The 3,373-nt window shown below is 36.9% G+C and carries 4 protein-coding genes; all 4 read left to right on the forward strand.

All coding sequences use genetic code 11. The features are described from left to right. A partial coding sequence (locus JMX98_RS13555; protein ID WP_227680187.1) for an RHS repeat domain-containing protein occupies window positions 1–1,035 on the forward strand: 1,035 nt, incomplete at its 5' end. A gap of 89 nt (window positions 1,036–1,124) precedes the next feature. Further along, the gene (locus JMX98_RS13560) at window positions 1,125–1,634 is read left to right on the forward strand and encodes a hypothetical protein (protein WP_201587339.1); all 510 of its coding nucleotides are present in this window, start codon (window positions 1,125–1,127) and stop codon (window positions 1,632–1,634) included. Between the two features lie 252 nt (window positions 1,635–1,886). Further along, a complete protein-coding gene (locus tag JMX98_RS13565) occupies window positions 1,887–2,924 on the forward strand; it encodes an RHS repeat-associated core domain-containing protein (protein WP_201587340.1) in 1,038 nt (345 codons plus the stop codon). A 14-nt stretch (window positions 2,925–2,938) separates the two neighbouring features. Next, window positions 2,939–3,208: a hypothetical protein gene (locus tag JMX98_RS13570; RefSeq protein WP_201587342.1), complete on the forward strand. Its 270-nt coding sequence runs from the start codon at window positions 2,939–2,941 to the stop codon at window positions 3,206–3,208. Window positions 3,209–3,373: the final 165 nt, after the last annotated feature.

Raw genomic sequence — 3,373 nt, forward strand, 5'->3', positions numbered from 1 at the left:
CATATTTTCACCACTATCTATAACCAAAATAACTTTGTGCCTGTAGCGAGGCTAGTATGGCTAAAAGAAAACCTGACTACCGCTGCTAACGACGAAACAAATATAGATGATAGCTACACGCATGGAGATGAGCGGGATAAACCCATAACTGGTATACAAGTCTATCATTATCATAATGATCAACTCGGTACGCCTAATGAGCTGACCAATGAGAAGGGTGAGGTGGTATGGTTGGCGGATTATGAGGCATGGGGCAATACTGCGAAATTAGTTTGGAATGAGCAATTGATCGGTCAGATACAAGTCAGTCAAAATGAGCTACAGCCTATTAGGTTTCAAGGTCAACACTGCGATGAAGAAACAGGATTGCACTATAACCGCTTCCGTTACTATGATCCTGATATGGGGATGTTTACCTCAAGAGATCCGATAGGGTTAAGAGGTGGTGATAATGTGTTCCAGTATGCACCGAATCCTGTTAATTGGGTTGATCCGTTGGGGTTGGAACCATATGGATTAGGTAGTGGTCCATATAGCCAATCTAATACTCTCAGACAAAATGGTATAGATAAAAAGGTTGCTCAAGCATTGACCGCTTGGCATTTTGAAGGACGAGATGCTAGAAATGGTCTTCATTCTACTTATAATGAAGTCAGAAATAAAAGAAATGGATGGTCACCTCTATCAGAGGAACAATCTATATTTCATGACGATGGTGTTGGAAAGAAAGAATTGAAATATGTACATCCTGATGGTCGAGAAGCTGTTTTCAATGGTGATTGTCTATGTCCAGAGATTAGACCTCAGTACAAAGCTACATACAACTACATAAACCCTGGCGTTGTACCTGAAAATTGGTACAACATTCCTGGATGGGATAAATATGTTAAAGATATGATTGGACATGGCGTTGTAGATGTACTTCCATATCTTGGAGGTGGTAATGTGAGAGGAGACGAGCCTGAAAGGTATGTACCTCCAAGTGAAGAGTTTCCTTCATTCAAAAAATCAGTATCTGGTCCACCTATACGATAAAGATATTTATTAAAAAGTAATATTATAAAATTTAATTTTGACTACATGAAATAGGCCACATAATGTTTAATAAAATGAAAAGTGTTGTCATGGCTATTGTAGCTAGCACTGCAATCACAGGATGTGGTGTATCTGAATCTATCAGATATGAACATAGACCTTCAGAAATCTTTTATAAAGATTTAGATATTAATAATTCAGTACTGAATCCTTTTGTTGATAGTGGGATATTAATCACACTTTATATTATGGGTGTTAATCATGACGTATATGATATAGGAGTAGAGTTCTATACTAAGGATCCAACGAAGAAGATTTATATTAGTAATGTATATATTTTTGGTAATAGTTTGAGTAAGAAGATAGAAATAAAAAAAATGTTTATTTTGAATAATAAAGTAAAGGGAAGTGAAAAAATATACGAGTCACGTAATAATTTATTGAGATTTACCAATATAGATGGAAAAAATTTAGAGAGGTTTTTTGATGGAAGTAATCAGATGCATGTTGAAGTCACATATATTATAGAAAATAAGACTAAAAAAATGAGTTTTGTCATTAATAAGAAAACTGAAAAAAGAGTGATATTTCCAACATAGTATATTTGATATTTAAGATAAATATATTTTATATGAATTGTAGCCATATGGAAAGATTAATACAACGCCAACAACGAGCTTGAGAAAAGCCTGAGGACACAATATCAAGACAACAGCATTGTTAAAACCTTCACCGAGTATCACTACGACGCCTTTGGTCGACGTATTGCTAAGCACAGTGAAACTCGTAACTTTATTCAGAGTAAAGAGCGGCTCACACAAAGCCGTCAGACCCAGCATCAGCACACCCATATGCTATGGGACAGTGATTTGCCTATTCAGGAATATACGGACACGCATGTCTATACCACCATCTACGATCAAGGCAGCTTTGTCCCTATTGCGCGCTTAGCTTGGCTACGTGATGATCTGCCAAAAGTGGCTAATGATGATATAGAAAGTTTAGATAATGAAAGTAACGCAATACAGGTCTATCATTATCATAACGACCAACTCGGTACGCCGAATGAGCTGACCAATGAGAAGGGTGAGGTGGTATGGTTGGCGGATTATGAGGCGTGGGGCAATACTGCGAAATTAGTTTGGAATGAGCAGGTGATTGGTCAGATACAAGTCAGTCAAAATGAGCTACAGCCTATTAGGTTTCAAGGTCAGCACTTTGATGAGGAAACGGGATTGAGCTATAACCGTTTTCGCTACTATGATCCTGATATGGGGATGTTTACTACAAGAGATCCGATTCAGTTACAGGGCGGATTCAATGTCTTTCAGTATGCGCCTAATTCCGTTAATTGGATTGATCCATTTGGTCTTGATTATAGTATGGCAGGTTTAGGGGCGATAACAGGCCAATCAGCAGCTAGTATGAATTATATGGCTAGCAACCCACCATCGCGTGTCCCAAATAATAGTAGAGTAAATAAATTTATAAAGGATATTGGATATAATATCTCTAAAGGCGGTAATGTAGAAGCTGAAGCTGGTGGTACATTAGTAGCAGTATTAGGGGTTAGACAAACATTTGGCGCTACTAAAGATTCCCAAGGAAGAACATGTCCAACTGTTACAACTTGTGCATTAATTGGTCCTATGATTGGTGCTTATAGCCATGCTGGAGGGTCTGTGACTACAGGAACATTAACACCAGGTAGTCGCACTTGGAGTTTATCAAGAACTGGAACTGGAACTATTGGTACGGGTGCTGGTTTGGGTGGAGCTGTAGGGGCTGATGGTTCAATTACAGGAAGTCTTGAAGGCACTGCAGGTGCAGCAGGTGGTGCTGCCGCAATGATATGTTCAAAAAAAGTTTCGACGCAATGCACTAAATAATTAAAGGTCAGTCAATGAGTAAGTTAAGATTGAGAAAAGCCCAGAAAGGTATACTGTTAGCACTTACATTATTTTTATTATCTATATTTTTCGATTTTATAGGTTACGCTGATATAGGTAAATATACTCTCTATCTAACAATGGTTGTAATAATATACAATATGTTTAATGCTGCTATTTTTGTTAGTAATAGTAATAAAAAGTTTTTTAAGCGGATTAAAAATAAACAACCTATTTTTACTGATTCTTTAACAGACGATGAGTCTGATGATTCTATAAAATAGCCAAATAATTTTTAGATAAGAAATCAAATATTATAGTAAATCCCACTTAAAACTGTTATAAACTAATTATCAAACCCAATTGTTATTATAAAGACCATAACTTACTCCCTAGATTTTCGCAAACAAGTTCTTAAAAGTATAGACGAGGGTATGACCTTTGCCGAG

Origin of the sequence: Psychrobacter sp. HII-4, from assembly GCF_904846595.1 — a bacterium.
GTDB lineage: Bacteria > Pseudomonadota > Gammaproteobacteria > Pseudomonadales > Moraxellaceae > Psychrobacter > Psychrobacter celer.

What these genes read in the sequence shown, in the direction of transcription:
- JMX98_RS13565 (WP_201587340.1), top strand. Translation starts at nt 1,887, where the DNA reads ATGCTATGGGACAGTGATTTGCCTATTCAGGAATATACGGACACGCAT.
- JMX98_RS13570 (WP_201587342.1), top strand. Translation starts at nt 2,939, where the DNA reads ATGAGTAAGTTAAGATTGAGAAAAGCCCAGAAAGGTATACTGTTAGCA.
- JMX98_RS13560 (WP_201587339.1), top strand. Translation starts at nt 1,125, where the DNA reads ATGGCTATTGTAGCTAGCACTGCAATCACAGGATGTGGTGTATCTGAA.